The sequence below is a fragment of the Acinetobacter sp. SwsAc5 genome (assembly GCF_013391485.1).
GTDB classification, from domain to species: domain Bacteria; phylum Pseudomonadota; class Gammaproteobacteria; order Pseudomonadales; family Moraxellaceae; genus Acinetobacter; species Acinetobacter towneri.
Window position 1 is genome coordinate 1 of sequence record NZ_JACAXD010000050.1, and the last position, 5090, is coordinate 5090.

The 5090-nt window shown below is 37.6% G+C and carries 6 protein-coding genes and 1 pseudogene; 5 read left to right on the plus strand and 2 right to left on the minus strand.

Translation table 11 applies throughout. From position 1 onward, the window contains the following. The first annotated feature begins 157 nt into the window (after positions 1–157). The 4 genes from HYG89_RS15515 (at position 158) to HYG89_RS15530 (ending at position 3564) form a co-directional block, all read left to right on the plus strand. Complete coding sequence (locus HYG89_RS15515; RefSeq protein ID WP_096902546.1) at positions 158–391, plus strand: type II toxin-antitoxin system RelE/ParE family toxin; 234 nt, start codon at positions 158–160, stop codon at positions 389–391. Next, positions 384–656: a NadS family protein gene (nadS, locus tag HYG89_RS15520; protein ID WP_000369781.1), complete on the plus strand. Its 273-nt coding sequence runs from the start codon at positions 384–386 to the stop codon at positions 654–656. The genes HYG89_RS15515 and nadS overlap by 8 nt, the downstream gene beginning before the upstream one ends. A gap of 492 nt (positions 657–1148) precedes the next feature. Beyond that, positions 1149–2624 (plus strand): ABC-F type ribosomal protection protein Msr(E), encoded by a 1476-nt coding sequence (msr(E), locus tag HYG89_RS15525; RefSeq protein ID WP_000052512.1) that lies wholly within the window; start codon positions 1149–1151, stop codon positions 2622–2624. Between the two features lie 55 nt (positions 2625–2679). Beyond that, positions 2680–3564 (plus strand): Mph(E) family macrolide 2'-phosphotransferase, encoded by an 885-nt coding sequence (locus tag HYG89_RS15530; protein WP_000155092.1) that lies wholly within the window; start codon positions 2680–2682, stop codon positions 3562–3564. 163 nt (positions 3565–3727) lie between these two features. On the opposite strand, the gene HYG89_RS15535 is transcribed toward HYG89_RS15530, so the two are convergent. Further along, the gene (locus HYG89_RS15535; protein WP_017397130.1) at positions 3728–3991 is read right to left on the minus strand and encodes a hypothetical protein; all 264 of its coding nucleotides are present in this window, start codon (positions 3989–3991) and stop codon (positions 3728–3730) included. 318 nt (positions 3992–4309) lie between these two features. Here HYG89_RS15535 and HYG89_RS15540 point away from each other — a divergent pair, with 318 nt between their 5' ends. Beyond that, the gene (locus HYG89_RS15540; RefSeq protein ID WP_178319586.1) at positions 4310–4828 is read left to right on the plus strand and encodes a hypothetical protein; all 519 of its coding nucleotides are present in this window, start codon (positions 4310–4312) and stop codon (positions 4826–4828) included. 2 nt (positions 4829–4830) lie between these two features. On the opposite strand, the pseudogene HYG89_RS15545 reads toward HYG89_RS15540, so the two are convergent. Further along, positions 4831–5090 (minus strand): annotated as a pseudogene (locus HYG89_RS15545) (hypothetical protein); the annotation flags it as partial.

Consider the following 5090-nt stretch of genomic DNA (forward strand, 5'->3'; position numbering starts at 1 on the left):
TCGTTTGAAGGATAAAAAAAGAATTGGGATTCAGCCCCAGGTTGAAACTTAATACGAGATCAAAGGGGTCAATTTTACTTTGCCATTTGTAAGGTAAAAGGGGTCAATTTTAGAATGCCGTTGACATGAGGAATATCGTCAACTTCAGCAAGATCTTTTGGTACAGCCTGATAGAGGTGACCTAATCAAGAATGGCGGTGGTATTCGCAAAGTACGTTGTGCTCAAGGTAACAAAGGGAAAAGTGGTGGGATACGGGTGATTTATTATTGGGTCACCGAGGATGATCAGATCTTTTTCTTAGTGGCTTATCCAAAATCAGTAAAAGATAATTTAACAGATAAGGAAACCGCCATTCTGCACCAACTCGTGAAGGAGCAATTTCATGGATAACAACTTATTTGATGACTTGGTTGCTTCAATCAAAGAAGCTGGAGCTATCAAACGTAAAGAAGTTAAAGCAAGCCGAGTTACAGAACTCGAATTGCCTGATATTAAAGAAGTACGTGAAAAAACTGGCTTGAGCCAAAATGAATTTGCTGCACGTCTACATATTAGCCCCCGTACCCTGCAAAATTGGGAACAGGGACGACGCTATCCAACTGGACCAGCAGCTACATTGATTCGAATTTTAGATGCTCACCCAAGCCTTATTTGAAAAAATTACTTAAAAAATGGGAGCTTAAGGCTCCCATTTTTATTTCGTATAAGGTGTATTATGTTAATTTTAGAAAATCTTCACTACTATTATTTTAAAATAAGCCTTATATCCAAGCATAAAACAAGGTTGTCTAGACTTCTTTTAACAGTAAAGTTATCATAAAACTGAATTTTATTTTTTAGGTAAGTTTATGCATTCTATCCGCATTCGTTAAGACACAACTATTTGCATAGTGACACTATTTTATAATGGTGGGCTTTTGTTGTGTCTTTAAGAATATATGCGGATATATAAAGTAAAAGTATGCTTAATTTATAAGTATGCTTTTAGTGCATAGTTTCCAGTTATAACTTAATTGACTAGCTATTTGTCCACCCTGTGGATGAATAGCTTTTTTTTTGGGAGGACACTGTGATGCTAGCTTTTGTTTTCACCTAAATCCTGTTTGCTGCATAAAAAATTTCAAGAGCTAAACAGGAGTAAATAAAAATGAGTTTAATTATTAAAGCGAGAAACATACGCTTGGATTATGCTGGGCGTGATGTTTTGGATATTGATGAATTGGAAATTCACTCTTATGACCGTATTGGTCTTGTGGGTGATAACGGAGCAGGAAAGAGTAGTTTACTCAAAGTACTTAATGGCGAAATTGTTTTAGCCGAAGCGACATTACAGCGTTTTGGTGATTTTGCACATATCAGCCAACTGGGCGGAATCGAAATAGAAACGGTCGAAGACCGGGCAATGTTATCTCGCCTTGGTGTTTCCAATGTACAAAACGACACAATGAGTGGCGGAGAGGAAACTCGTGCAAAAATTGCTGCCGCATTTTCCCAACAAGTACATGGCATTCTAGCGGATGAACCAACCAGCCACCTTGATCTCAATGGAATAGATCTACTTATTGGTCAACTTAAAGCATTTGATGGAGCATTACTTGTTATCAGTCATGACCGATATTTTCTTGATATGGTTGTAGACAAGATATGGGAGTTAAAAGACGGTAAAATTACGGAATATTGGGGTGGTTACTCGGATTACTTGCGTCAAAAAGAAGAAGAGCGACAACACCAAGCCGTAGAATATGAGCTGATGATGAAGGAACGGGAGCGATTAGAATCTGCTGTGCAAGAAAAACGCCAGCAAGCTAATCGATTAGACAATAAGAAAAAAGGAGAAAAATCCAAAAACTCTACCGAAAGTGCTGGACGACTTGGGCATGCAAAAATGACTGGCACCAAGCAAAGAAAACTGTATCAGGCAGCTAAGAGTATGGAAAAGCGTTTGGCTGCATTAGAAGATATTCAAGCACCAGAGCATTTGCGTTCTATTCGTTTTCGTCAAAGTTCAGCCCTAGAACTGCACAATAAGTTCCCGATTACGGCAGATGGTCTGAGCTTAAAATTTGGTAGCCGTACTATCTTTGATGACGCTAACTTTATAATACCGCTTGGCGCTAAAGTCGCTATAACTGGATCGAATGGAACAGGGAAAACGTCCTTGTTAAAAATGATATCAGAACGTGCTGATGGATTAACCATATCTCCAAAAGCTGAAATTGGCTACTTTACACAAACAGGATATAAATTTAACACGCATAAATCTGTGCTCTCCTTTATGCAGGAAGAGTGCGAGTACACAGTTGCGGAAATTCGTGCAGTATTGGCTTCAATGGGGATCGGAGCGAATGATATTCAAAAAAACTTATCCGACTTATCGGGAGGTGAAATCATCAAACTGCTTTTATCCAAAATGCTTTTAGGAAAATATAATATTTTGCTTATGGATGAACCAGGAAACTATCTTGACCTAAAAAGTATTGCCGCATTAGAAACAATGATGAAGTCCTATGCAGGAACTATTATCTTCGTATCTCATGACAAGCAATTGGTCGATAATATTGCTGACATTATCTACGAGATCAAAGACCACAAAATCATCAAGACTTTTGAGAGAGATTGTTAATGATAGCCAATCTAATCCGAACATTAATTATTGAACTCTTTAAAGGAAATTAAAAATGACAATTCAAGATATTCAATCACTTGCTGAAGCACACGGCTTGTTGCTTACGGACAAAATGAATTTCAATGAAATGGGCATTGATTTTAAGGTCGTTTTTGCTCTTGATACAAAGGGGCAACAATGGTTGCTGCGTATTCCTCGTCGTGATGGCATGAGGGAACAAATCAAGAAAGAAAAACGCATTTTAGAATTGGTAAAAAAACATCTTTCTGTAGAGGTTCCTGATTGGAGAATTTCATCTACAGAATTAGTGGCTTATCCCATACTTAAAGATAATCCTGTTTTAAATTTGGATGCTGAAACCTATGAAATAATTTGGAATATGGACAAAGATAGCCCGAAATACATAACATCTTTGGCAAAAACCTTATTTGAAATCCATAGTATTCCTGAAAAAGAAGTTCGGGAAAATGATTTGAAAATTATGAAACCTTCAGATTTAAGACCTGAAATAGCAAACAATTTGCAGTTAGTAAAATCTGAAATTGGTATAAGTGAGCAATTGGAAACCCGCTACAGAAAATGGTTGGATAATGATGTTCTATGGGCAGATTTCACCCAATTTATACATGGCGATTTATATGCTGGGCATGTACTAGCTTCAAAGGATGGAGCTGTTTCAGGCGTTATTGATTGGTCAACAGCCCATATAGATGACCCAGCGATTGATTTTGCTGGGCATGTAACTTTGTTTGGAGAAGAAAGCCTCAAAACTCTAATCATCGAGTATGAAAAACTAGGGGGTAAAGTTTGGAATAAACTATATGAACAGACTTTAGAAAGAGCAGCGGCCTCTCCTTTGATGTATGGTTTATTTGCCTTAGAAACTCAAAATGAAAGCCTTATCGTTGGAGCAAAAGCTCAGTTGGGAGTTATATAATTTAAAAATATGATTGCTGAGAACTGCCTTGTTTTGAAACTTGGTTGGCTTTAATTAGTTTTTAGTATTCTTTATAGAAAATGCCTCGATCAAGGGGCATTTCTAACAATCATTTAACATAAAATTTCTTATACGAAATTTGAATTGTAAGTCCCAGTTAGCTTCAATCTTGGCTTACTTTACATTTTTTAATTTTAAAAGTTCCACGACTCACTACTCGTTGAGCAAGCTCAGGATTACGACCTGCTAGGTGTTTAATCACAATTGGGGGAGCGCCGACTTCCTTAAGTAAAACAGTATCGTTTTCAACATACAGAACTGGTCCACTTTGAGCGGCAGTAATAAAACTTTCTCGAAGTGCACAAGCGGCCTGACAAGCAATTTCTCTCTCATCGTCATTTTCATTAATTAGATTTACTGCTGACATTGACGTAATCCTGAGTAAAGCTTACATATAAATCATATTCTAAGTCGGGCTATACAGCACAGGAAATAAAGGCTTTTTTACATATAAGGTATTGTTCAACACACATCATAGCTACCTTACAAGGTAGCTATGATGTGTGTTCTTGATTTTTTATTTAATTTCAATAACTTAAAAAAGTTAATGTCTGAGTTTTATTTTTATACATAAATGTAATAATATTTAAAATCAAGTACTTATATCATGTGAAAAATTGAGAGCTTAACAGCACACATAATACCTACCTAACTACCTTAGTTACAGTCAGGACTCTGATCCCACATGATGAAAATTAAAAATATGAACTCGTTTAAGCTGTCCTATATGTACTTCTTTCCCTCGGTGTTTTTCCCATTTTTGAATATCTATCAGTTTAGAAACAATCCAAACCTTAAATCATGGCTATTCAGCAATTTATTGATCAGCATTACGGTCATTTTGATCCCACTGTTCCTTACTTTAAGCATGCTCATCAGCAAATTTTTATACCAAGATCGCAATAAAAAACCGGAATACAACGCCATGGGGCTTGGGCTGTTGTGCCTGATTTTCCTCATGGGCAGCAACTACTACCAATTCCAGAAATTTACAGCAGGCACGGACCTCAGCATAGATTTTTACCGCATAGCGTTAATGCTGAGTTTCCTGATCGGGTGCTTTGTCTCAAGCCTCAGCTTCACCTTGAAATATAAGCAATATTCAAAAAAATATGACACGGACCTCAACCTCAAAACCCAAAGATTCATGCTGAGTGCATGCCCACTGTTATTGATCGCCATCACGGCCATCTTTGTGGTTTAAAGCTACTTTTGCAGATCCGCAAAAAAAGCTGTCATTTCATGAAAATTACTGACCAGACGCTTAGATTTCCGCTCATACGAAGGCACCGACAGTTCTACCTTGGACTTTCGGTTCAGATACTTGAAGTACAGCGGAAAAACTTGCTTATTGAACTTAAACACATCCTCCCGAACGCCCCTAAACCCCGCCAATTTCGCCACCCGAGACAACTCAGCCATGACCATACTGTCCTGTTTATCAGGACTCTTGATCTGTTGGGCTT